Genomic DNA, 22,611 nt, shown 5'->3' with positions numbered 1-22,611 from the left:
GGTTCCTCAAGGGTGTCGGGCCGGTTCGGGAGCGGTGTCGGGAGCCGCCGGGCGCAGTACGAAGCCGGCGACGGCCGCGCAGCAGCACAGACCGGCCGCCGCGGCGGCGAGCGCGGGAACGGCGCCCCAGAGGGTCCAGACGGCGCCGAAGGCGAGCGAGCAGCCGAAGCGGGCCAGCGCCTGGCCGGTGCCGACGAGGGCGATGCCGGTGGCGCGCAGCTTCGGGGGAACGGTCGCGGCGACGGCGGCGGGCAGGACCCCGTCGGTCGCGGCGTAGAACAGGCCGTGCAGTACGAGGACCAGGTAGGGGAGGGCGGGCCAGTGCGGGGCCCACAGCAGCAGCCCGTACCCGGCCAGCAGGAGGGCGTGCCCGGCGAGGAACACGGTGCGGCGCCCGATCCGGTCGGCCAGGGCGCCGGCCGGCACGGCCAGCAGCAGGAACACCGCTGCGGTGCCCAGGGGGAGCAGCGGGAACCACTGCTCGCGGATGCCGGTGCGGTCCTGGAGCAGCAGGTAGAGGAAGGCGTCGCTGACGGTGGTCAGGCCCAGCAGGGCGGCGCAGAGCGCGAGGGCGCGCAGCCGGGGCAGCCGCAGCAGCGCCGCCGCCTCCCGCAGGTTCACCGCGGCGGCCTTCGGGGCGGGCTTCGGGGCGCCGGACTCCGGTGAACCCGGCTGCGCCGCGCCGGGGTCCACCGCGGCCGGGCCGGCCGGGCCGGTCGGGCCGAGGCCCGCGCCCGACGGGACGAACAGCACGAGCACCACCACGCCGAGTACGGCGACGCACGCGCTGACACCGAAGACGGCGTCGTACCCGCCCACCGCCGTGTTCAGGATGAAGAAGGCGGCGAGCGGGCCGAGCAGGGCCCCCGTGGTGTCCATGGCGCGGTGGACGCCGAACGCTCGGCCCTGTAATTCGGCAGGTGTGGAAAGGGAGATCAGCGCGTCGCGCGGGGCGGTCCGCAGGCCCTTGCCGGTGCGCTCCAGAGCGAGGACCACGCCCACCGGGCCGAGGCTGTGGGCGAGCAGCAGCAGCGGCTTGCACAGGGCGGACAGGCCGTAGCCGATGCCGGCGATCAGCTTGTGGTTGCGGACCCGGTCGGCGAGGTGGCCGCCGGTCAGCTGCACCAGCGCGCTCACCCCGTTGTACACGCCGTCGAGCGCGCCGAAACCGAGCGGGCTCAGCCCCAGTCCGGCGACCAGGTACAGGGGCAGCACTGCGGTGACCATCTCGGAGGAGACGTCGGTGATCAAGCTGACCGTGCCCAGCGCGAGGACGGCCGAGGCGACCGCGGGGGACCGGACGGGCCCGCCGTCCGGGCCGGTCTGCGATGCGGTCTTCGCGCCGGCGGGCGCGGAGCGGTCCGCGAGGTACATGCTCTCGAGCTCCCGGTGCCGACGGTCTGAGTCACTCGTACGTGTGAGTGAAACCCTAGGGGTTGTACGGGCCGACCGGGCGGCGTACGGCCTGATTCGGCTCGGTCGGGCAGCTCAGCCCTGCCGGCTGCTCTCGTCGCGCAGCCAGGTGGAGAAGTCCCCGGTCCGGATGGCCTTGCGGGCGCCCCGGCGGGCGGCGAGCGCCGCCGCGACGAACACCACGACCGCGGGGAGCAGGCTCGGCCGGTCCCGGAGCAGGGCGCGCAGGTCGCCCGTACCGGTGCGCGCGGACGGCGCATGCGCCCCCTCCGTGCTCCGGGCCGCCTCCGCGGCCTGGAAGCGCTCCAGCTCGGCGGACGAAGTCGCCGCCCTGATGCGCCGCCTGACCAAGTCCCGCCAGGTGCGCGGCGGATGCACCACGACCCGGGCCGCCTCGACCACGCGCCGCTCCTGCGGCGCGAACGCGAGGGAGGCCGCCAGGTCGTCGGCCATCAGCGGGGGCAGGGCGGCGATCCGTGCGTGTCCCGGCTCGGACACCGCGATGACCCCGCGCCCGAACAGCCCCTCGCGGACCGCCGGCAGCCGCTGCCAGACCCGGTAGTACGCCCGGACGGGCCAGGCGCACCCGGAGAGGGGGATGTCGCGGCCGGGGGCCGCGGCGAGGAGGCCGGGACTGGCGGCCAGCGCTCCGGCCAGCTCCCGTACGTCGGCCGCCGCGAACTCGACGTCGGCGTCGACGTACAGGCGGGGGAAGCCCCGCGCGTGCTCGTCCCCGACCCGAAGTGCCTTGTGTTTGGAGGGAGTCGGTATCTCCACCACCCGGACGCGGGGGCCCCGCGCACCCGCCACCGCGGCGGTGTCGTCCGTACAGCCGTTGCACACCACGACGATGTCGGGCCCGGAGTCCGGGGCGTCGGCCAGGAGCGCGTCGAGGAGCCGGCCGATGACCCGGCCCTCGTTGTGGGCCGGGATCACGATGCTGGTCACCCCGGAAGTATGCACGCTCGAACGGCCGAGCCGACCGTTTCCTCCAACTCTCCCCGGGGGTAGGTCCGGTGGTCTAGATTGAACGCAGCCGACCGGATTCGGCGTGCTTCGGCGACGCTGAAATCCAACCGGAGCAGGGCAGTTGGGGAAATGCGGGTGCGGCGGCTTGGGGGAACAGGCTGCCGGCCCGTGGCCGGACCGGCGAGGGGTGCCGGGCGGCCGGGGGGCGGAAAGTACGTCGCAACACGTAGGGCATCGGTCGTGGGGGGCCATCACCGTCGGGCAGGTCACGCACGGGTCGCACAGGCGACCCGGCGCCGGCCGTCGGCGGCACCCCCTTCCTTCGCACGCGTCCCGGCCATGGGTTGTCGATACGCCCGCGGGCGTGTGCCGAAGGAAAGGGAACGCTGTGAAGGAATCCGAGAAGGAAGCCGAGAAGGACGCCGCGAAGGGTGCGGGGCGCGAGGGCGGGGCCGCGGCTGCGTGGCCGTCCAAGCCGTTAGGCGTCGCCGTCATCGGAGCGGGCTACTGGGGACCCAATCTCGTCCGCAACTTCCAGTCCAGTCCGGGGTTCCGGCTCCGCTGGCTCTGTGATCTGAACGTCGACCGTGCGCGGCAGGTGCTCGGCGCCTATTCCACGGTCCAGGCGACCTCCGACTACGCGGCCGTCCTGGCGGACCCGGCCGTCGACGCGGTCGCCGTCGCCACCCCGGCCGGCACTCACCTCGACGTCGCACTGGCCGCCCTGCGCGCCGGAAAGCACGTCCTCGTCGAAAAACCCCTCGCCGCCACGTACGAGGACGGCCTGAAGCTGGTGACCGAGGCCGAGGAACGCGGCCTCATCCTCATGTGCGACCACACCTACTGCTACACCCCGGCGGTGGCCCGCATCCGCGACATGGTCCGCTCCGGCGAACTCGGTGAGATCCAGTTCGTCGACTCGGTCAGGATCAACCTCGGGCTCGTCCAGAAGGACATCGACGTCCTGTGGGACCTGGCCCCCCACGACCTCTCGGTCCTCGACTTCATCCTCCCGGAGAACATCCGGCCCGTCGCCGTCGCCGCGCACGGGGCGGACCCGATCGGCGCCGGCCAGTCCTGCGTGGCCTATCTGACGCTCACGCTCAACACCGGCGCCATCGCCCACGTGCACGTCAACTGGCTCTCCCCGGTGAAGGTCCGCACGACGATGGTCGGCGGCTCCAAGCGCACCCTGGTGTGGGACGACCTCAACCCCACGCAGCGCATCGCGGTCTACGACCGCGGCGTGGACATGACGACCCCGCAGGAGATCGGCGCGGACGAGCGCCGCGACATGCTCGTCTCCTACCGGTCCGGGGACATGGTGGCGCCCGCGATCGGCGAGAAGGAGGCCCTGCGCAGCATGGTCGAGGAGTTCGCCGCCGCGATCAGGACGCGGCGGCCGGCGCTGACCGACGGCTGGGCGGGCCTGCAAGTGCTCGACATCCTGGAAGCGGCCTCCCGGAGCCTGGAGTTCCGCGGCGCGGTCGTCGGACTGCGCACCGGGCGCTGACCGTTGGCGGTCCCGTCACGGGACCGCCCGCGCCCGCGGGCCGCGCACACCGCGGCGGGCGCAGCAGGAAACACCATGACCGACTCAGTAGGGGCAGGGCGTTGAGCAGCGTACGAGGCAAGAGGATTCTGGTCACCGGCGGGGCGGGCACGATCGGCTCGCACGTGGTCGACCTGCTGGTGGACAACGGGGCGCGCGAGATCGTGGTGCTCGACAACTTCGTGCGGGGGCGCACCGCCAACCTGGCCCGCGCCCTGCAGAGCGGCGTGGTGGAGGTCGTCGACGGCGACATCCGCGACACGACCGCCGTACGCAAGGCGACCGAGGGCGCCGACCTGGTGTTCCACCTGGCCGCCATCCGGATCACCCAGTGCGCCGAGGAGCCGCGGCTGGCGAACGAGGTGCTGGTCGACGGCACGTTCAACGTACTGGAGGCCGCGGTCGGCGCCGGTGTGGGCAAGGTGATCGCCTCGTCGTCGGCCTCGGTCTACGGGCTGGCGGAGACGTTCCCGACCACCGAGCGCCACCACCCGTACAACAACGACACCTTCTACGGGGCGGCGAAGGCCTTCAACGAGGGGGTGCTGCGCAGCTTCCACGCCATGTACGGGCTGGACTACATCGCGCTGCGCTACTTCAACGTGTACGGGCCCCGGATGGACATCCACGGGCTGTACACCGAGGTCCTGATCCGCTGGATGGAGCGGATCACCGCCGGCGAACCGCCGCTGATCCTCGGCGACGGCACCCAGACGATGGACTTCGCCGATGTCAGGGACATCGCGCGGGCCAACCTGCTCGCCGCCGAATCGGACCTGACCGACGAGGTGTTCAACGTCGCGAGCGGGACCGAGACCAGCCTGCGCGACCTGGCCCTCGGGCTGCTGGAGGCCATGGGAGCGGAGGGGATGGTCCCGGAGCACGGCCCGGCGCGCGCCGTGAACGGGGTCACCCGGCGCCTCGCGGACACCTCGCAGGCCTCGGGCCGCCTCGGCTTCACCGCCGAGATCGACATGCGCCGCGGCCTGCGGGACCTGGTGGACTGGTGGCGGGCCGAACGCGCGGCGGACGCGGCCGCGCGGGCAGCAGCAGGGGAGGCCGGCCGATGAGCGCCCGGCACCCGGCCCCCGCCCGCATCCCCGTCATGATCCCGTGGCTCGGCGAGGAGGAGGCGCAGGCCGCCGCCGACGCGGTGCTCTCCGGCTGGGTCGCCCAGGGCCCCCGGGTCGCCGAGTTCGAACGGGCCTTCGCCGAGCGGGTGGGCGCCGAGCACGGCATCGCAGTGAGCTCGTGCACCACCGCCCTGCACCTGGCACTGATCGCGCTGGAACTCGGGCCGGGCGACGAGGTGGTCGTGCCCTCGCTGTCCTTCATCGCCACCGCCAACGCGGTGCGCTACGTGGGCGCCCACCCGGTGTTCGCGGACGTCGAGGAGACCACCGGGAACCTCACGCCCGACACCGTGGACGCCGTGCGCACCCCGCGGACCAGGGCGGTGCTGGCCGTCCACCAGGGCGGGGTGCCGGCCGACGTGCACGCCCTGCGCGCGGCCTGCGCCGACTGGGGCGTGCCGCTGGTGGAGGACGCGGCCTGCGGGATCGGCGCGACCGTGGGCGGCAAGTCCGTCGGCCACGGTGCACTCCTCGCGGCCTGGTCCTTCCACCCCCGCAAGGTGATCACCACGGGCGAGGGCGGCATGGTGACCACGGACGACGCCCAGTGGGCGGAGCGGCTGCGCCGACTGCGCGAGCACGGCATGAACGTGTCCGCGGCGCAGCGGCACGCCAGCAGGAAGCCGATCGCCGAGAGCTATCTGGAGGTCGGCTACAACTACCGGATGACCGACATCCAGGCCGCGGTCGGCCTGGTCCAGCTCGGCAAACTGGACGCGATCGTGGCCCGCCGCCGCGAACTGGCGGCCCGGTACGGGCAGTTGCTCGCCGGCACCCCCGGCCTGCGCCCGGTCCGCGACCCCGCACACGGCGAGGGCAACTTCCAGTCGTACTGGGTCCTGCTGGCCGAGGACTTCCCGGTCGGCCGGGACGAGCTGCTCGCGGTCCTCGCGGAGGCCGGGATCTCGGCCCGGCGCGGGATCATGGCCTCGCACCTGGAACCGGCGTACGCCGGGCACGGGGCGGCGCCGCTGCCGGCGACCGAGCGGATCAGCCGAGACTCGCTGATCCTGCCGCTGTTCCACACGATGACGCAGGACCAGCAGGACCGGGTGGTGGCGGTGCTGCGCGAACAGGCCGGCGGATGACCGCCCCGGGCGCCCCGGCCGGCCCGGCCGGCCAGGACCTCCTGATCGTCGGCGCGGGAGGATTCGCCCGGGAGACCGCCCAGGCCGTACGGGACGCGGTCGCCGCCGCCCGGGAGCGCGGCCGCGCCCCCCGGTGGCGGCTCGCCGGGCACCTGGACGACGACCCGGCCCTGCACGGCCGGGACGTCGACGGCGTGCCGGTGCTGGGCGGCAGCGAGCTGGTCCACCAGCGGCCGGACGCCCGGGTCGTGGTGTGCGTCGGCAGTCCGCGCGACTACGCGGTACGGGCCCGCCTGGTGCGGCGCCTGGCCCTGCCCGGGAGCCGGTACGCGACCGTGGTCCACCCCACGGCCGCCGTCTCGGCGTCCTCGGTGCTCGGCGCGGGCTCGGTGCTGCTCGCGCACTGCGTGCTGACCGCGGCCGTACAGGTGGGCGCGCACGTGGCGGTGATGCCGCACGCGGTCCTCACCCACGACGACACGGTCGGCGACTTCGCGACGCTCGCCTCGGGGGTCCGCCTCGGCGGCGGGGTCCGGCTGGGGCGGGGGGCGTACGTGGGCGCGGGAGCCCTCGTACGGGAGAACACCACGGTCGGCGCCTGGTCGCTGACCGGTATGGGAAGCACGGTCCTGGCCGATGTGCCGCCCGGCGAGGTGTGGGCCGGAAGCCCGGCCCGCCGGCTGCGCGAGGCGGGCGGCCCGGCGCTCGACGAGCTGCGGGCCGATGGCGAGCGCACCGGCCGGGGGCCGGAGGCACGGATGAGGCCCGGGACACGGATGAGGCCGGAAACACGGATGGGGAGCACAACCGGATGAACCAGATACCGCTCGTGGACCTGAAGGCGGCGCACGCCGAGGTCGCGCAGGAATTACGCGCCGGATTCGACCGGGTGCTGGCCGACACCGCCTTCATCGGCGGTGAGGAGGTCCGCGCCTTCGAGCGCGAGTACGCGGCCTTCGCCGGGGTCGGCCACTGCGTCGGCGTGGCCAACGGAACCGACGCGCTCGAACTGGCCCTGCGCGCCTCAGGGGTGGGGGTCGGCGACGAGGTGGTGCTGCCCGCCAACACGTTCATCGCCACCGCCGGCGCCGTCGCCCGGATCGGCGCCCGGCCGGTCCTGGTGGACTGCCTGCCCGACACCCTGCTGATGGACCCGCAGGCCGCGCTGGACGCGGTCGGCAAGGCCACGCGCGCCGTGGTCCCGGTCCACCTGTACGGACAGTGCGCCCCCGCGGCGGAGCTGGCCGCGCAGTTGCCCCCGCACGCCAAGGTCGTCGAGGACGCCGCGCAGAGCCAGGGAGCCACCCGCGACGGCCGCACCCCCGGCAGCGGCGGGATCGCCGCGACCAGCTTCTACCCGGGCAAGAACCTGGGCGCGTACGGCGACGCGGGCGCGGTGGTCACCGACGACGAGGAGACGGCCGACCTCGTCCGGGCCCTGGCCAACCACGGCGGCATCGCCAAGTACCGGCACGACGTGGCCGGGTTCAACAGCCGGCTGGACGGGCTGCAGGCCGTGGTCCTGCGGGCCAAGCTGGCCCGCCTCGCCGACGGCAACGCGGCCCGCCGCGCCGCCGCCGCCCGTTACGACGCCCTGCTGGGCGATCTGGCGGCCGCCGGACGCCTGACCCTGCCGGTCACTGAGGACGGCAACGTCCACGTGTGGCACCTGTACGTCGTCCGGGTCAGCGGCGCGGACCGTGACGCGGTCGTCGGCAAGCTCAACGCGGAGGGCATCGGCGCCGGCGTGCACTACCCGGCCCCGGTCCATCTCACCCCGGCCTTCGGCCACCTCGGACACGGCCGGGGGGACTTCCCCCACGCCGAGCGGGCCGCGGACCGGATGCTCTCCCTCCCGCTCTTCCCGCAGATCACCGCCGCCCAGCAGCAGCGGGTCGTGGACGCCCTCACGAGCGCCCTGCTCTGACGCAGAACAAGAGGTACAGATGAACAGACGGACAAGGCTGATCCGGTACGGCCTCTTCACCGTGGTCGCGGCGCTCATGACCGCGCTCTTACCGCCGGCGGTGGCGGGTGCCGCGGACCCCTGCGGTCCCGGCACCAACGCGATCGTGTGCGAGAACTCCAAACCGGGCACGCCGATGTCCGACTGGTTCGCACCCAGCGCCTACGGCGACATCAAGGGCTTCAGTGCCCAGATGAGCGTCCAGGCCGGCGACACCGTGCAGTTCAAGGTGCAGTCGTCGACCCCGTACCACGTCTCGGTCTACCGGCTGGGCTACTACGGGGGCAACGGGGCCCGCCTGCTGTCGACCGCGGCACAGGCGGCCCAGACCTACCCGGCCAACTTCCTGCCGGGCGGCAACCCCCGCAGCTGCACCACCAAGCCCGCCACCGGCCTGGTCGACTGCGGCAACTGGCCCGTCACCGCGACGTGGGCCGTGCCGTCCGACGCCGTGTCCGGCCTGTACATCGCCAACTTCGACCAGGCGGACGGCAACGGGGTCATGCCCTACCCGTTCGTCGTCCGCAGCGACTCCAGCCACTCGGACATCGTCGTCCAGACCAGCGACCAGACCTGGCAGGCGTACAACGACTACGGCGGCCAGGACCTCTACGGAGGCGCCGGTCCCGCTCCCGACGGCCGGGCCTACGAGGTCAGCTACAACCGGCCCATGGACATCGGCGGCGAGAACGGCATCTACGGCTCCGAGTACCAGATGCTCTCCTGGCTGGAACGCAACGGCTACGACGTCAGCTACGTCTCCGGTATCGACATGTCGACCCGGGGCGCGGCCCCGCTGCAGAACCACAAGGTCTTCCTGTCCTCCGGGCACGACGAGTACTGGACGCAGGACCAGTTCACCAACGCCCTCACCGCCCGCCGCGCCGGCGTGAACCAGACCTACTTCAGCGGCAACGAGGTCTTCTGGAAGACCCGGCTGGCCCCCAGCAACGACGGCACCAACACCGCCAACCGGACCCTGGTCTGCTACAAGGAGACCAAGCTCTCCTTCCCCCAGCCCAACGGCATCCCCGACCCGAGCGGGATCTGGACCGGCACCTTCATGGACCCGGCCAGCTCCGCCAACGGACGGCCCTACCAGCCGCAGAACCAGCTGACCGGCTCGCTGTTCAGCGTCAACGGCTACCGCAGCGACGCCATCACCGTTCCCGGCTCCTTCGCCAGGATGAGGCTGTGGCGCAACACCACCGTCGCCGCCCTCACCCCCTCCCAGACCGCCACCTTCCCCGTCGGCACCCTCGGGTACGAATGGGACAGCGACGTGGAGGACGCGGCCCGTCCGCCGGGCCAGATCCAGATGTCCTCCACGACCGTGGACATCAACGACGGCAAACTGCGCCTCGACTACGGCAACACCTACGGCAACGGCACCGCCACCCACAGCCTGGTCGCCTTCCGCGACCAGACCTCGCACGCCCTGGTCTTCGGCGCGGGCACCGTGCAGTGGTCCTGGGGCCTGACCAACATGCCCACGAGCAACCCCGACGACACCGTGGTCACCGCCGACAAGCGGATGCAGCAGGCCACCGTGAACGTCTTCGCGGACATGGGCGTCCAGCCCAAGTCCCTGCAGAGCGACCTGGTCGCCACGACCGCCTCCACCGACACCACCGGACCGGCCGTCACCGTGACCAGCCCCGCCTCGGGCGTCACCGTCCCCGCCCTCCGGCCGGTGACCATCAGCGGCACCGCCACGGACACCGGCGGCGTCGTGGCCCGCGTCGAGGTCTCCACCGACGGCGGCACCACCTGGAAGGCGACCACCGGGATCGGCTCCTGGAGCTACAAGTGGACCCCGACCGCCCCCGGAGCCGTACAGCTCAAGGTCCGTGCGGTGGACGACAGCGTCAACATCGGCGCCACCACCACCGTCCCGGTCACCGTCGGCCCCCAGCAGTGCCCCTGCACCGTCTGGCCGGCCGCCTCCGTACCGGGCACCGTCAACGCCGGCGACGGCAGCGCCGTCGAACTCGGCGTGAAGATCCGCTCCTCGGCGCCCGGGTCCATCACCGGTGTCCGCTTCTACAAGTCCCCGGCCAACACCGGCACCCACACGGGCAGCCTGTGGAGCAGCACCGGCCAGCGACTGGCCACCGGCACCTTCACCAACGAAACCGCGTCCGGCTGGCAGCAGCTGAACTTCTCCTCGCCGGTCCCGGTCAAGGCCAACACCACCTACATCGCCTCCTACTTCGCCCCTCACGGCGGGTACTCCTTCGACAACACCTTCGCCACCGCCGACGCGGGGCTGGCCCCGCTCACCGCGCTGCGCAGCGGTACCGACGGGGGCAACGGCGTGTACCGCTACAGCGCCACGGGCGGGTTCCCCTCCACCGCCGCGTCCGGCAGCAACTACTGGGTCGACGCGGTCCTGGACACCTCCACCGCGAGCACCACACCGCCCTCCGTCACCGCCACCACCCCGCAGTCCGCGGCCGTCGGCACCGCGATCACCGCGCAGCTGGGCGCCACCTTCAGCGAGGGCATCGACTCCGACACCCTCGCCTTCACCCTCAAGGACGCCGGCGGGGCCACCGTCCCCGGCAACAAGGTCCTCAGCGCCTCCAACAGCGCCACCTTCACCCCGTCCACCGAACTCGGGCTGAACACCACGTACACGGCCTCCGTGCAGGCGGCCGACCTGTGGGGCAACACCATGGCGGCGCCCGTCACCTGGACGTTCACCACCAGCACCAGCCCACCCACGGTCAACTGCCCCTGCACCCTGTGGGGTTCCTCGACCGTACCCAGCACCCCGAGCGTCCCCGACGACACCAACTCCGTCGAGCTGGGCACCCGCTTCCAGTCCGCGGTCAGCGGCTACGTCACCGGCATCACCTTCTACAAGGGCCCCGGGAACACCGGCACGCACACCGGCAGCCTGTGGTCGTCCACCGGCACGCTCCTCGCCACCGGCACCTTCGGCAGCGAGACCCTCTCGGGCTGGCAGCAGCTCCACTTCGCCACCCCGGTACCCATCACCGCGGGCACCGGCTACGTGGCCTCCTACCACGCGCCGAACGGCAAGTACGCCGTGGACGGGGGCTACTTCTCCGCCGCGCACCGCTCCTACCCGCTGGTCGCTCCGGCCGACGGCAGCGGTGGCGCCAACGGCGTGTACAAGTACGGTGCTTCCGCCGCCTTCCCCGCCAACACCTACGGTTCCGTGAACTACTGGGTCGGCCCGGTGTTCACCACCACGGCGCCGGCCGGCCTCGCGTCGGACGGTTCCACGGAGGTGACCGGCCAGTGAGCACCGTCAGCGTGGTGATCCCCTGCTACAAGTACGGCCACTTCCTGGCCGACTGCGTCAAGAGCGTCCTGGACGAGCAGGAGGGCGTCGACGTACGGGTCCTGATCATCGACGACGCCTCGCCCGACGACTCCGCGGACGTCGCGCGCGCCCTGGCGGCCGCGGACCCGCGGATCGAGGTCCTCGTCCACGCGCGCAACCGGGGCCACATCGCCACCTACAACGAGGGCCTGCTGGAGTGGGCCGACGGGGACTACGTCGCCCTGCTCTCGGCCGACGACCGGCTGGTCCCCGGGGCCCTGGTCCGCGCCGCGGCGCTGCTCGACGCCCACCCCGAGGCCGGCTTCGCCTACGGCAGGCCGCTCCGGTTCCAGCACGGCGGACCGCTGCCCGCGGCCCGCACCCGGAGCACGGGCTCGGTGGTCTACCCCGGGCAGTGGTGGCTGGAGCGGCGCTTCCGGGAGGGCACCGGGTGCATCACCTCACCCGAGGTGGTCGTCCGCACCAGCCTCCAGCGCAAGGTCGGCGGCTACGACCCGGAGCTCCCGCACGCCGGCGACATCGAAATGTGGATGCGGCTCGCGGCGCACGCCGACGTGGGCTACGTCCGCGGGGCCGACCAGGCCTTCTACCGCGTCCACGGCAACAACATGTCCACCACGGACTTCGGCGGACAGCTCGACGACCTGCGCCAGCGCCTCGTCGCCTTCGACTCGGTGCTGGACAAGTGCGGCGGCCTGCTCCCGGACGCCGGCCGGCTGTCGGACCTGGCGCGGACCCGGCTCGCCCGGTACGCGCTGCGGCGCGCCTACCGCGCGTACGACCGGGGTCGCACCGCGGTGGTGCCCGTCGAGGAGCTGGAGGCGTTCGCCGCCGAGTGCCTGCCGGGCTACACCTCGCTCGCCGAGTACCGGGCCCTGCGCCTGCGGCGGCGGATCGGGGCCCGCGCGATGCCGTACCTCCAGCCGCTGGTGCTCTCGGCCGTCGCCGACCGCGGGCGCGAGTGGCTCTGGTGGCAGTCCTGGAAGCGCCGAGGGATTTGATGAACCAGCAGCACCGTCCGCACCACCGCCCCTTCCCCGGGGCACCGGCCCGGCGGCCCGTCTTCTCAGCGGGCCGCCGCGGCGGCGGGCACCCGGAGCTCGGGCCCGTCTCCACCCGGACCGGTGTCGGCGCTCCCGCGCCGGCGCCGGTTCCGGCGCGTCACGAGCTGATCGGTCCACACGGCGGCCGTCACGGCGCACACCCCGGCCAGCAGCGCCGTCCCGGCCAGCCCGCGGCTCTTGGTACCGGTCTGCGCCACCGCCGTCGGCGGTACGAGAAGGGTCACGCTCATCCGCGCCGGTTCCGGGATCTGCTGCTCGGCCTGCATGTCCGTGAGGTGCTTCGTATAGGCCTCGACGACCTTCAGCACGGCCAGGTTGGCCGCGGCGGGCTCCGTGTGCTCCGCCTGCACCTGGAGCGAGGGGATCAGATAGCGGGGCGTGACGCTGGTGCCGCTGTTGCGCGGGATCAGCCGGTAGGTGCCCGTCACCCCGGCGGCACGCAACTCGGCCGCACCGGCCGGGGATTCCAGCTGCCGGACCGCCCCGTAGGACACCGCGGCGAGCGGCGGCTGGAGATTTGCGAGCTGATTGGGCTGCCGGCCGGTCACCGGCGGCTTGAGCACGACGATCGCCGAGCTCACATAGGTCTGCGTGGGGCGGAGCACCTGCAGGGCCCCGGCGGCCGCGAGCACCGCCACCAGGAGCAGGACGTACCAGCGGCGGCGAAGCGTGCGGAACAACTCACCAGGCGACACAGGATTCCTTCCGTCGCGTTCGATCTTTCCAGGACGCGGGTCCGCCCGCCATCGGTTCCGGCAGGCACGAGGGGGCGTTCGTGAGCATCGGTGAGATAACCGCCGTACTGCGGCGGCGCTGGTACGTGATGGTGCCCCTGACACTGGTCGGACTCCTCGCCGCACTGCACCTGTACCGGTCGGTGCCCGTGGCGTACCAGTCGCAGAGCTCCGTGGCGCTGCTCGACTCCACGGCGGTGGCCGAACTGGCCCCCGCCTTCGGCAACCCCATCTCGAATGCGGGCGGTTCGCTGGTCGTGACCGCCGACGTGCTGATCCGGACGCTGTCGGGAGCCGACGCGGCGCGCGATCTGCAGGGCCTCGGCGTGAGCGACCCCTACACGGTCGGCTTCGCCGCCAACACCTCGGGCCCGATCCTCACCCTGACCGTCACCGGCACCGACCGCTCGAAGGTGCTCGAGGAGACCAGTACGCTCACCACCTTCGCCGGCGAGCAGCTCAACGCGCTCCAGGCGGCGGCCAAGGTGCAGCCCGCGTACTTCGTGCAGACGGCCCCGGTGGTGCTGCCGCAGACCCCGGTGCCCCAGCTCAAGAGCCGGTACCAGCAGGTGCTGGGCGTCGTCATCGTCTCCCTCGTCGCGGGCTTCACGCTCTCCTTCGTGACGGAGACCCTGCTGGTGGCCCACCGTCGCCGGCGCCTGCGCCGACTCAAGGCCGCCGCGGCCGGGGCGGGCGGGGCGGGCGGGCCCGCCGCGCGCGTGCGCCGCAGGCCCCGGGCCCGGCAGCTGGACGCCGTCGCACTGCTCAGCGGCTATCTGGCGCTGGCCGTGTTCATCCCCTCGAACCTGACGCTGCCGGGGATGGGCGGGGTGGGCACCCCGGCCAACGTCTTCGCGCTGCTGGGTCTGTTCTGGTACCTGGCCGCCTGGATCACCGGCCGCATCCGGCCGGCCCCGGGCACCCGGCTGCCCCGGGTCGTGATGTGCCTGCTGGCCGTTTCGGTGCTGGCCTCGTACCTCGCGAACGCGACGCGCGGCAGTTCCCAGAAGGAGGTCCTCGCGGCGGACCGCGGCCTGATCGGGCTGCTCGTGTGGGTGTCCCTGACGGTGCTGGTCTCGGCGGGGATCCAGGACCGGGCGCGCCTGGACACACTGCTGCGCAGGGCCGTGGTGATGGGCGCGGTGGTGGCCGCGATCGGCTACTACGACTTCTTCACCGCGACCAACATCGCCGACAAGATCAGCATTCCGGGTCTCCAGTCGGCCGTCGGCCAGATCACCACCCTGGACCGCGGCTCCTTCACCCGCCCGCGCTCCACCACGGCGCAGCCCCTGGAGTTCGGCGGGATGCTCGCCATCCTGCTGCCCTTCGCCGTGCAGCAGGCCTTCGATCCGGTGCGCCGGCACCTGAGCGCCTGGCGCCGCTGGGGGCCAGTGGTGCTGATGGGAGGCGCCCTGCCGCTCACGGTGTCGCGGACCTCCATCATCGGGGTGCTCATCGTGGTCCTGGTCATGGTGCTCCGCTGGAAACCGCAGCGCAGGTGGACGGCGATCGGCCTGCTCCTGGGCTCGGTGCCCTGTTTCAAGGTGATCGTCCCGGGGCTGATCGGCACCATCACCACGCTGTTCGGGTCCTTCCTGACGAACTCCGACAGCAGCACCCAGGCGCGCACCGTCAAGTACAGCGCGATCGTCCCCTACCTCGACGAACGCCCCCTGTTCGGGCGGGGCTTCGGCACCTTCCTGCCCGAACTGTTCTTCTTCACGGACAACCAGTACATGCTGACGCTGGCCGAGATGGGCTTCCTGGGGCTGATCGCGCTCCTGGCCCTCTTCTTCACCGGCATCCACCAGGGCGGTGCCATCCGCAGGCTGGCCCGTACCGAATCCGACCGTGAACTCGGGCAGGCCTTCTTCGCCTCGGCCCTGGTCTCCCTGGTGATCAGCGCCACCTTCGACGCCCTCAGCTTCCCGATGTTCGCCGGGATGTTCTTCCTGACGATCGCCGCCGGAGGCAGCTACCTCGGCTTCATCCGGCGCGAGGCGCCGAAGCCCCGAACCGTGGAGTCCCCGTGCCCGGTCCCGTCCACCCCGTCCGTCCCGTCGGCTCCGCCGGTCCCGTCGGTTCCCTAGGCCCCGTCGCCGTTCTCGTCGTCACCTGGAACAGCGCCGGGGTGCTCCCGGAGTTCCTCGCCTCGCTGCCGGAGGGCATGGCCGGGCTGGACTGGCGCCTGGTCGTCGCCGACAACGACTCGGCCGACGGCACCGTGGATCTGGTCCATTCGCTGGCCCCGGCCGCGACCGTCGTCCAGACCGGCCGCAACGCCGGATACGCGGCCGGGGTGAACGCCGCCCTCGAGGCCGCCGCCGCGTGGGAGGGGGGCTTCCGCGCCGCCCTGGTGTGCAATCCGGACATCCGGATGCGGCGCGGCTGCGCCAAGGTGCTCGTGGACGTGCTCGAGACCCCGCCGGCCGAGGGCGGCAGGGTCGGGATCAGCGTGCCCCTGCTGTACGAGGAGGACGGCCGCACCCTCGTACACTCGCTCCGCCGGGAGCCGAGCGTGACCCGCGCCCTCGGCGAGGCCGTCATCGGCAACCGCCGGGCCGGGCGCTTCCCCCGCCTGAGCGAACTGGTCACGGACCCCGCGGCGTACGAGGGGCCCACGGACGCGGACTGGGCGACCGGAGCCCTGATGGCCCTGTCTGCGGCCTGCCTGGCCGCCTGCGGCCCGTGGGACGAGTCCTTCTTCCTCTACTCCGAGGAGACCGAATACTGCCTGCGCGCGCGGGACCGGGGTTTCGGGACCCGACTCGAGCCGGCCGCCGAAGCCGTACACCTCGGCGGCGACTCGCGGGTCTCCCCACGGCTCTGGACCCTGCTCACCCTCAACCGCGTCCGTCTGTACCGGCGTCGGCACGGTGCCCTCGCCACGGCCGCCTTCCGAGCCGCCGTCCTGCTCCGGGAGACCTCGCGGGCCCTGCTCGGCCGCCCGGCCAGCCGCGCGGCCGTGGCCGCACTCGCCCGGCCGGGTGCCCTTCGCGCCACGCCGGGACCCTGACCTGACCGCCGCCGGACCTCGCCGACATGCTCGGCGGCCACCTGCTCGGGAGAGGAGGTGGCCGCGTCGCCGGTCATCCGATCAGGCCGTTCAGCACACGGGCGCCGTGCGCACGGCGATGAGCGACTTCGGGGCACCGAGCACCCGCTCGCTGAGGAGCGCCGATCCGGGGAACAGATAGCGCATTTCGGTGCGGGTCAGCAGCTCGATGTTGATCACCGCGTCCATCCCCGCCTCCGGGCTGTCGGGGCGGCTGTGGACCAGCGGCCAGTACCGCACCAGACGCGCCCTGGCGGCCAGGGGCAGGAACTGGAAGCCGGGCGCCACGAAGTGCGGCTCGACCGGGAAGTAGCGGTACGGCGTCTGGATCCAGTGCAGTGGCGCCAGCTGCTCGACGGCCGAGACGAATTTCCGGCGCTGGACGTGGCCGCCCACGTGCTCGATGGTCGAGTTGGAGAACACCAGGTCGTAGCCGCCTTGGGCGCTCAGCTCGGCGGCGACCACCGGGTCGGTGACGTCGGCGATCTCCGCAGTGATCCAGTCGGGCAGTTCGGCGGGATGCTCTTCCAGATTGATCAGGTGGACGTGCTTGGCGCGCACCGGTGCGCGCAGCCACATCTCGGCCGTGCCGCCCAGGTCCACGACGCGCATGTTCTCGATGCCGGGGAAGCAGCGTCGAAACCGCTCCCAGCGGGCGATGCGCATGCGTTCGCCCAGCGAGCCGGGCGCGTCGACGAATTTGTTCCTGAGGGCTCGGGATCGGGGCATCGGATCAACCACCTGTGGTCGGAGCGGATAAGGGCGAGCCTCAACTGGGCTGTCGCCATTGCGTGTAGAAGCTGGCCGGATTCATCAGGTACCGCACGGTGGGGTGCGGCACATGCAGGACCCGGTGCCGGCGGCCGTACCGGCGGATCAGCTCCCAGTCCTCGCGGGGCAGCACCTCCGGTGTCCGGCGCAGACGGCTGAAGTGCAGGGAGCGATTTCGGCGGGCGACGAAGGCGTTGGTGTCCAGGAAGGCCTCGCGGGCGGCGCGCCGCCGGTCGTAGGGCACCGACAGGACGTCCTTCTCGCTGCCGTCGGGCAGGACGCGGCGCAGTGCCGTGTAGACGCCGGCGGGCCCGCCGGGGGACTCCAGGACCGCCAACGTCCGTTCCAGGTGGTCGGGTTCCCACAGGTTGTCGTCGTCCAGGAACGCCACGTACCGCGAGCGGGTGAGACGGATGCCCACGTTGCGCACGACGCCCGCCACGCCGGTGTTGCGCTCCAGCGAGACGGCGAACAGCCTCGGGTCGGCGTGGAGTTCGGGCAGTCCGGCGCCGTCGTCGACCACGATCACGACCTGGTCGCGCACGGTCTGGTCCAGGGCCGAGCGCACCGCGGCACGCAGCGCCTCGGGGCGCCGGTGGGTGGCGATCACCGTGGCGATGAGTGCGGAGGGCGGCGACGGCAGGGCGGCGGCCAGCCGTCGGGTCTCGGCGTCCTCGATCCGGCGCAGCCGCACCGCGGTTCGGGCCAGCAGGACCTTGTTCCTGGCCTCGAAGAGGACCAGCCAGCCGAACCAGGCCTTGAGCAGCGTCCAGGGCGCCCGCGCGATGCGGCGCGTCACGACGCCGGTCACGGGGCCGGCTCCGGCTGGATCGGGCGGCCGTCGGACATCCGGTTGCCCCGCCACACGTTCTCGGCGCCGCCGTGGTTCCAGTGGGCGACCACGCCGTATCCGCCGGAGGCGGGGTGGAACTCCGTCGAGAAGACGTTGTCGGTGACCTTGATCCCGGTGGCGCCGGTACTGCCGCCGTAGAGGGCGTACGCGCCGCCGGCCACCCAGTTGTTGTCCACGGTGACGTTGCGGACCACACCGGTGTCCGCGAACAGGCCGATGCCGCCCGAGGCGCCCTGCCCCAGGCCGGTCGGGTTCAGCAGGGTGTTGTGGCGGATGACCAGGTTCCCGGTGTTGCCGCCGCCGCTGATCACCGCGTTGGTGTGCTGCCACTCGCCGCTCAGGTTGATGAACGGGACGATGTCGTGCACGTAGTTGTCGTGGATGTTGCCCTGTCCCATGGACAGGGCGTCGCCGAACACCGAGACGTCGCACCAGCCGACCTCGACGGAGCTGCCCCCCATGTTCGACACCGCGTAGTCCACGCCGCCGTTGTCCGGCCCCTTGCCGGACACGGCGGTGATGGTGGAGTGCAGGACCCGCAGGCCGCTGAAACCGGGGCGCAGGTTGATGCCCCACCAGTTGTCAGAGGTGATCTTGCTGTCGATGACGGTGACGTCGTTCGCGTAGATGTCGAGCGAGCCGGTGATGTCCCACCCCTGGATGACCTGCCCGTCGGTACGGACGGACATGTTCCCGGTCTTGTGGGGCGTGAGGGGGATCCGGGGACCGGTGGTGCCGGCGTCGGGGAATCCGCAGGCGCCGGGAGAGGCGCAAGCGGCCTGTGCCGCGGGTGTGCCGGACGCGCCGCCGGCGCCCGCCGTCGCGCTGGGCTTCCCCGACGGGGACGCGGAGGCGGCGGGGCCGCCGCTCGCCTGACCGGATGCGGTCGGCGCACCGGCGCTCGATGGTGCGGGGGACCCGCTCGCAGGGCAGGACGGCGCGTCGTCCGGGCAGCCCGCCGGAGCGGACCGGTCCGATCCCGAGCAGGCCACGCCCGGAAGCGCCAGCAACGTTGCGAGCAGCAGTCCCGCGAACGAGTTTCGGCTGATGCGCCGTGACATCGGGCTCACCTCACGTCCTGTTGGGTCGGTCGAACAGGTGCGGACGACCGGTGCCGGCCGCGGTGGTGCCGGTCGCCGGGTCCGACGCCGCGCAGGAAGTCGCGGCTGGGCAGTACGCAGAGCGTGTAGCCGGCCAGCGCGATCACGCCGATGGCCAGCAGCGCGAGCCGGCCGTCACCGAACCGGCGCTCCAGGCCCAGGATGATCGCGGCCATCACGGCGCCGCCGAGGAAGGGCCACGCGCAGGCCCTGGCGATCGAGCCGACGCCGATGCCTCCACGGCTGAGGGCGTACAGGAACACGGGCACCACCATGCCGCCGGCGACCAGGACATGGGCCTGCGAGACTCCGACCATGCCGTTCAGACGGGCGGCGACGAGGAGCACCGGGACCAGGGCCGCCAGCCACAGGCCCTGCACCAGGAAGAGCGAACGGCGCTGTCCGATCGCGACCAGACAGTCGTAGGAGAGTTCGCAGCCGATGCGGATCAGGCCGAGGGCCATCAGCCAGGGCAGTGCCGCGGCGGCGGGCCCCCACTGGCTCCCGTAGACGAGCTCGATGACCGGCCGCGCCAGGCAGGCCAGCAGGACGCACAGCGGGACGGTGCCGGTGATCAGTACGCCCAGGGCACGGCTGTAGCCCTGCGCGAGCGCCTGCGGCGAGTCGGCCAGGCGGGAGAAGCCGGCGAAGGAGACCCGGCGGGCGGCCTCGGAGATGATCCTCACGGGCCAGCCGGAGATGTTGAAGGCGAGCACGTAGAAGCCCAGGGACACGCTGCCCACCGTCGCGCCCACCACCATGGTGTCGACGTTGACCACCGCGAGGGCCAGCATGCTCGCCCCCGCCAGCGGAAGCCCGAACCTGAGCAGCGCCCGGGCCTGCCCGGGGTCCCAGCCGAACTTCAGGGTGCCCGGTGCGGCCAGCGAGCAGCCGATCAGCGTCACGACGTTCCCCGCCACGGCTCCCCAGGCGAAGCTCATCGCGCCCCAGCCCTCGAAGGCCAGCAGCAGCGTCACCGAGGTACTGAGCACGAAGTTGAGTGCGTCGATGATCATCCGCTTGCCCTGGGCGAACTCACGGGTCAGGAAGCCGCCGGGTACCTGGGCCACCCCGTCGATCACCACGCACAGGCACATCACCCGCAGTACGCCCGCGGCGTCCGGCGAGCCGAGCAGGCCGGCCACCGTCGGTGCCGCCGCGAACAGTGCCACGTACAGCAGACCGCTCGAGAGGGTGCTGAGGGTCAGCACGGTCGGCGCGAACCGCCGTGCGTCCCCCTCCCAGCGCACGATGGCCAGGCCCACGCCCAGCTCGTTCGCGGACAGCAGGACCAGCAGCACGGTCTGGGCGATCCCGTACACGCCCCATTCCGCGGGGCCCAGGGCGAAGCGCGCCAGCACGATGCCGGTCGCGAAGTTGCCCAGGCGCATGACGACGGTATTGATCAGGCTCCACCGGGCAGCCGAACGGACCTTCCGGCCGAGCGAGGCAGGAGCGGGGGGTGCGGGCGCGGGAGGAGCGGGGGCGTCGCTCGGCTCACCGGTCTCACTGTCCGGTGCGCGGGCGGTGTCCACGTGTCGACTCCTCGTCGAGCGGCTCGGCGTCGGACGCCACGGTCATGGCGGGCTGTGGCGCCTCGGGCTCTGCGGCGGCCGGCCCGTCGTCGCCGGACCGCGACCAGCTCGGCCGCCGCCGGACGGCGCGCGTCCCTCCCGCGGCCGGTTCCCCCGTCGAGGGGACGGGGGCGGTCTTCTCCTCCTCCTGCGGCGCGGCGCCCTGGGCCGGCGGCCGGGGCCCGGGCTTGTGCGACCTCTTGCGCGCCTCCACGTAGAAGGCGGCGACCATGCTGAGCACCAGGCCCAGGCCCCCGGCCATGGCGAGGTACTGGATCCTGGTCTTGGTCTCGGCCACCGGCTTCTGCGGCGGCACGATGGTCGCCATGCGGATCATGGCGTCCGGGGCGACCTTCTGCTTCGCCTGGAACTCGGTCAGCTGCTTCTCGGCGTAGGCGGTGAGCTTCTGGTCCGACTCCAGGACGCGGTCCGGGTCGCTCCCGCTGACGGTGAGCCACATGAACGGGCCCAGGGCGTTGTCGGCGATCTTCGCCTCGGGGGTTCCGGTGACGCCCAGCTCCTTGAGGTCGGCCAACGAGGCGTCGGAGTTGAGGTTGCGGGCCAGGCCGTCGGCCATGCCGGTGAGCGAGGCCTGGGTGCTGAGGAAGGGGTTGCCGTCGAAGGCCACCGTGGCCTTCTTCGAGTTCAGCAGCGTCACCGTGCTCTGCGACCGGTACTCCACCGGCACCAGCAGGTAGACGCCTGCGACGAGCGCGGCCGTGAGCAGCAGTCCGGGCAGCAGCACGTACCAGCGCCTGCGCATGACCCGCCAGATCTCCGCGAGATCCATGGTCTTCCCCCTCGCGGCGGCGCCGTGTCCTCCACGCGCCGCCGCTCTTTCATTTCGGTGATTACGGTTCTTGCGTTCTTGCGTTCTTGCGGTGTTGCGGTGTTGCCCGGTGGCTCCGGTGCGGACCGGCGGCCGCGCTACGGGGCCAGGTCGGTCGGCCGCAACCGGGTCCCCGTGGCCCCGCCGTCCAGCAGGACCCCGGCGATGCGCTCGCTCGCGCGGCCGTCCCAGAGCTCCGGACAGCGTGCCGCGGGCGGATCGTCGAGCACCCGGTTCACCGTGGCCGTGATGCGCCCCGGGTCGGTGCCCGCCAGTACGTTGGTGCCCTCCTCGACGGTGATCGGCCGCTCGGTGTTCTCCCGCAGCGTCACGCAGGGCACCCCGAGGGCGGTCGTCTCCTCCTGGACGCCACCGGAGTCGGTGAGCACGACCCGGGCGGCGTCCTGCAGGGCGATGAAGTCGAGGTATCCGGCGGCCGGGACCATCCGGATCCCGCCGGGGACCCCGATCTCGGCCAGCCGCTCCGCCGCCCGCGGGTGCACGGGCAGCAGCAGCGGGCAGCGGTCGGCGATCTCGCCCAGCGCCTTCAGCAGGCCGCGCAGCGCCCCGGGGTCGTCCACGTTGGCCGGCCGGTGCAGGGTGACCAGGCCGTAACCGCCGCGGGTGAGCCCGTACCGGTCCAGGACGTCCGAGGCCCGGGCCCGGTCCAGGTTGGCGAAGAGGGTGTCGATCATGACGTTGCCGACGACGTGGATCTGGTCCTCCCGGTACCCCTCCGACCGCAGGTTCGCGGCCGCATCGGGGGAAGGGGCCAGCAGGTAGTCGCTGACGCGGTCGGTGGCGACCCGGTTGACCTCCTCCGGCATGCCCCAGTCCCGGCTGCGCAGTCCTGCCTCCACGTGGGCCAGCAGCGGGCCCGCCTTCGCGGTGACCAGGGCGCAGGCCAGCGTGGAGTTGATGTCGCCGACCACCACCACGACGTCCGGGGCCAGTTCGTCGACCAGCGGCTCGAACGCCGCCATCACCCGGCCGGTCTGCTGGGCGTGGGTACCGGACCCGGCGCCCAGGTACCGGTCGGGGGGACGGATGCCGAGGTCGCGGAAGAAGACGTCGTTCATGGACTCGTCGTAGTGCTGGCCGGTGTGGACGAGGAGCACCTCGGCGCCGCGGCGCTCCAGTGCGTCCATCACCGGTTTGATCTTCATGTAGTTGGGCCGTGCTCCGGCCACG

General features: G+C 72.6%; 18 protein-coding genes. 9 read left to right on the top strand and 9 right to left on the bottom strand.

Annotated elements, in window-relative coordinates; translation table 11 throughout:
* Positions 1-6: 6 nt before the first annotated feature.
* Entirely contained in the window at positions 7-1,374 is a 1,368-nt protein-coding gene (locus tag ACFYXK_RS10880; protein WP_389410822.1) for an MFS transporter, read from the bottom strand.
* A gap of 114 nt (positions 1,375-1,488) precedes the next feature.
* The gene (locus ACFYXK_RS10875; protein ID WP_389410821.1) at positions 1,489-2,361 is read right to left on the bottom strand and encodes a glycosyltransferase; all 873 of its coding nucleotides are present in this window, start codon (positions 2,359-2,361) and stop codon (positions 1,489-1,491) included.
* Positions 2,362-2,770: 409 nt separating this feature from the next.
* On the opposite strand from ACFYXK_RS10875, the gene ACFYXK_RS10870 reads away from it, so the two are divergent.
* The 7 genes from ACFYXK_RS10870 to ACFYXK_RS10840 all read left to right on the top strand — a co-directional run bounded on the left by ACFYXK_RS10870 (position 2,771) and on the right by ACFYXK_RS10840 (position 12,438).
* Positions 2,771-3,895 carry a Gfo/Idh/MocA family protein gene (locus ACFYXK_RS10870; RefSeq protein ID WP_389410820.1) on the top strand — a complete coding sequence of 375 codons (1,125 nt, stop codon included), beginning with the start codon at positions 2,771-2,773 and terminating at the stop codon, positions 3,893-3,895.
* Between the two features lie 101 nt (positions 3,896-3,996).
* On the top strand, positions 3,997-5,004 hold the full coding sequence (locus ACFYXK_RS10865; protein ID WP_389410819.1) for an NAD-dependent epimerase/dehydratase family protein: 1,008 nt from the start codon (positions 3,997-3,999) through the stop codon (positions 5,002-5,004).
* A complete protein-coding gene (locus ACFYXK_RS10860; protein ID WP_389410818.1) occupies positions 5,001-6,155 on the top strand; it encodes a DegT/DnrJ/EryC1/StrS family aminotransferase in 1,155 nt (384 codons plus the stop codon). Before ACFYXK_RS10865 ends, ACFYXK_RS10860 begins: the two co-directional genes overlap by 4 nt.
* Positions 6,152-6,970: a NeuD/PglB/VioB family sugar acetyltransferase gene (locus tag ACFYXK_RS10855; RefSeq protein WP_389410817.1), complete on the top strand. Its 819-nt coding sequence runs from the start codon at positions 6,152-6,154 to the stop codon at positions 6,968-6,970. The genes ACFYXK_RS10860 and ACFYXK_RS10855 overlap by 4 nt, the downstream gene beginning before the upstream one ends.
* Positions 6,967-8,082, top strand: a complete 1,116-nt coding sequence (locus ACFYXK_RS10850; protein ID WP_389410816.1) for a DegT/DnrJ/EryC1/StrS family aminotransferase — start codon at positions 6,967-6,969, stop codon at positions 8,080-8,082. The genes ACFYXK_RS10855 and ACFYXK_RS10850 overlap by 4 nt, the downstream gene beginning before the upstream one ends.
* Before the next feature lie 19 nt (positions 8,083-8,101).
* Positions 8,102-11,395: a DUF4082 domain-containing protein gene (locus tag ACFYXK_RS10845; RefSeq protein ID WP_389410815.1), complete on the top strand. Its 3,294-nt coding sequence runs from the start codon at positions 8,102-8,104 to the stop codon at positions 11,393-11,395.
* Positions 11,392-12,438, top strand: a complete 1,047-nt coding sequence (locus tag ACFYXK_RS10840; RefSeq protein WP_389410814.1) for a glycosyltransferase — start codon at positions 11,392-11,394, stop codon at positions 12,436-12,438. The genes ACFYXK_RS10845 and ACFYXK_RS10840 overlap by 4 nt, the downstream gene beginning before the upstream one ends.
* A 65-nt stretch (positions 12,439-12,503) precedes the next feature.
* Here the strand turns inward: ACFYXK_RS10840 and ACFYXK_RS10835 are convergent, their stop codons facing one another.
* Complete coding sequence (locus ACFYXK_RS10835) at positions 12,504-13,181, bottom strand: hypothetical protein (RefSeq protein WP_389410813.1); 678 nt, start codon at positions 13,179-13,181, stop codon at positions 12,504-12,506.
* 95 nt (positions 13,182-13,276) lie between these two features.
* Here ACFYXK_RS10835 and ACFYXK_RS10830 point away from each other — a divergent pair, with 95 nt between their 5' ends.
* Both ACFYXK_RS10830 and ACFYXK_RS10825 read left to right on the top strand, forming a co-directional pair.
* Positions 13,277-15,328, top strand: coding sequence for an O-antigen ligase family protein (locus ACFYXK_RS10830; protein ID WP_389410812.1), 2,052 nt, complete (start codon positions 13,277-13,279; stop codon positions 15,326-15,328).
* Positions 15,268-16,254 (top strand): glycosyltransferase family 2 protein, encoded by a 987-nt coding sequence (locus tag ACFYXK_RS10825; RefSeq protein WP_389410811.1) that lies wholly within the window; start codon positions 15,268-15,270, stop codon positions 16,252-16,254. Before ACFYXK_RS10830 ends, ACFYXK_RS10825 begins: the two co-directional genes overlap by 61 nt.
* 90 nt (positions 16,255-16,344) lie before the next feature.
* On the opposite strand, the gene ACFYXK_RS10820 is transcribed toward ACFYXK_RS10825, so the two are convergent.
* The 6 genes from ACFYXK_RS10820 to wecB all read right to left on the bottom strand — a co-directional run bounded on the left by ACFYXK_RS10820 (position 16,345) and on the right by wecB (position 22,610).
* On the bottom strand, positions 16,345-17,022 hold the full coding sequence (locus ACFYXK_RS10820) for a class I SAM-dependent methyltransferase (protein WP_389410810.1): 678 nt from the start codon (positions 17,020-17,022) through the stop codon (positions 16,345-16,347).
* Between the two features lie 40 nt (positions 17,023-17,062).
* Positions 17,063-17,875, bottom strand: coding sequence for a glycosyltransferase family 2 protein (locus ACFYXK_RS10815; RefSeq protein ID WP_389410809.1), 813 nt, complete (start codon positions 17,873-17,875; stop codon positions 17,063-17,065).
* On the bottom strand, positions 17,872-18,606 hold the full coding sequence (locus tag ACFYXK_RS10810; RefSeq protein ID WP_389410808.1) for a hypothetical protein: 735 nt from the start codon (positions 18,604-18,606) through the stop codon (positions 17,872-17,874). The genes ACFYXK_RS10815 and ACFYXK_RS10810 overlap by 4 nt, the downstream gene beginning before the upstream one ends.
* Before the next feature lie 377 nt (positions 18,607-18,983).
* Positions 18,984-20,552, bottom strand: coding sequence for a lipopolysaccharide biosynthesis protein (locus tag ACFYXK_RS10805; RefSeq protein WP_389410807.1), 1,569 nt, complete (start codon positions 20,550-20,552; stop codon positions 18,984-18,986).
* A complete protein-coding gene (locus tag ACFYXK_RS10800; RefSeq protein ID WP_389410806.1) occupies positions 20,524-21,381 on the bottom strand; it encodes a chain length determinant protein in 858 nt (285 codons plus the stop codon). Before ACFYXK_RS10800 ends, ACFYXK_RS10805 begins: the two co-directional genes overlap by 29 nt.
* A gap of 137 nt (positions 21,382-21,518) precedes the next feature.
* A complete protein-coding gene (gene wecB, locus ACFYXK_RS10795; RefSeq protein ID WP_389410805.1) occupies positions 21,519-22,610 on the bottom strand; it encodes a non-hydrolyzing UDP-N-acetylglucosamine 2-epimerase in 1,092 nt (363 codons plus the stop codon).
* Between the last annotated feature and the right edge of the window lies 1 nt (position 22,611).

The sequence above is a fragment of the Streptomyces sp. NPDC002209 genome (genome assembly GCF_042890265.1).
In the GTDB taxonomy this organism is placed as follows: Bacteria; Actinomycetota; Actinomycetes; order Streptomycetales; family Streptomycetaceae; genus Streptomyces.
The sequence above is the reverse complement of the archived record's forward strand: the minus strand, read 5'-3'. Positions and strand labels throughout refer to the sequence as shown.